Source organism: Pseudoalteromonas luteoviolacea S2607, assembly GCF_001625575.1.
GTDB classification, from domain to species: Bacteria; Pseudomonadota; Gammaproteobacteria; order Enterobacterales; family Alteromonadaceae; genus Pseudoalteromonas; species Pseudoalteromonas luteoviolacea_E.
On the sequence record NZ_AUXV01000071.1, the window covers coordinates 1 to 263 of the forward strand.

The 263-nt window shown below is 52.9% G+C and carries 1 protein-coding gene; it reads left to right on the top strand.

From position 1 onward, the window contains the following. On the top strand, positions 1-263 hold a 263-nt coding region (locus N480_RS21660), incomplete at both ends, for an AMP-binding protein (protein ID WP_155732925.1).

Sequence of the window (263 nt, forward strand, 5' to 3'; positions counted from 1 at the left end):
TGGAGCGCTCCTTAGAAATGGCAATTGGCATATTGGGTATATTGAAAGCTGGCGGGGCGTATGTGCCGCTCGACCCAAGCTATCCGCAAGACCGCTTGGCGTATATGGTGGAAGATGCGTCACTGGAGGTGATCCTCAGTCATAGCCAAGTAGATGGGGTGTTAGGGAACTTCAGAGGCCGTGTACTGACACTGGATGGGCTAGCAAGCCAAACGCGTCACCTCTGCGCAGATTATAGCTGTGAGAACTTGTGCGTGACAGAT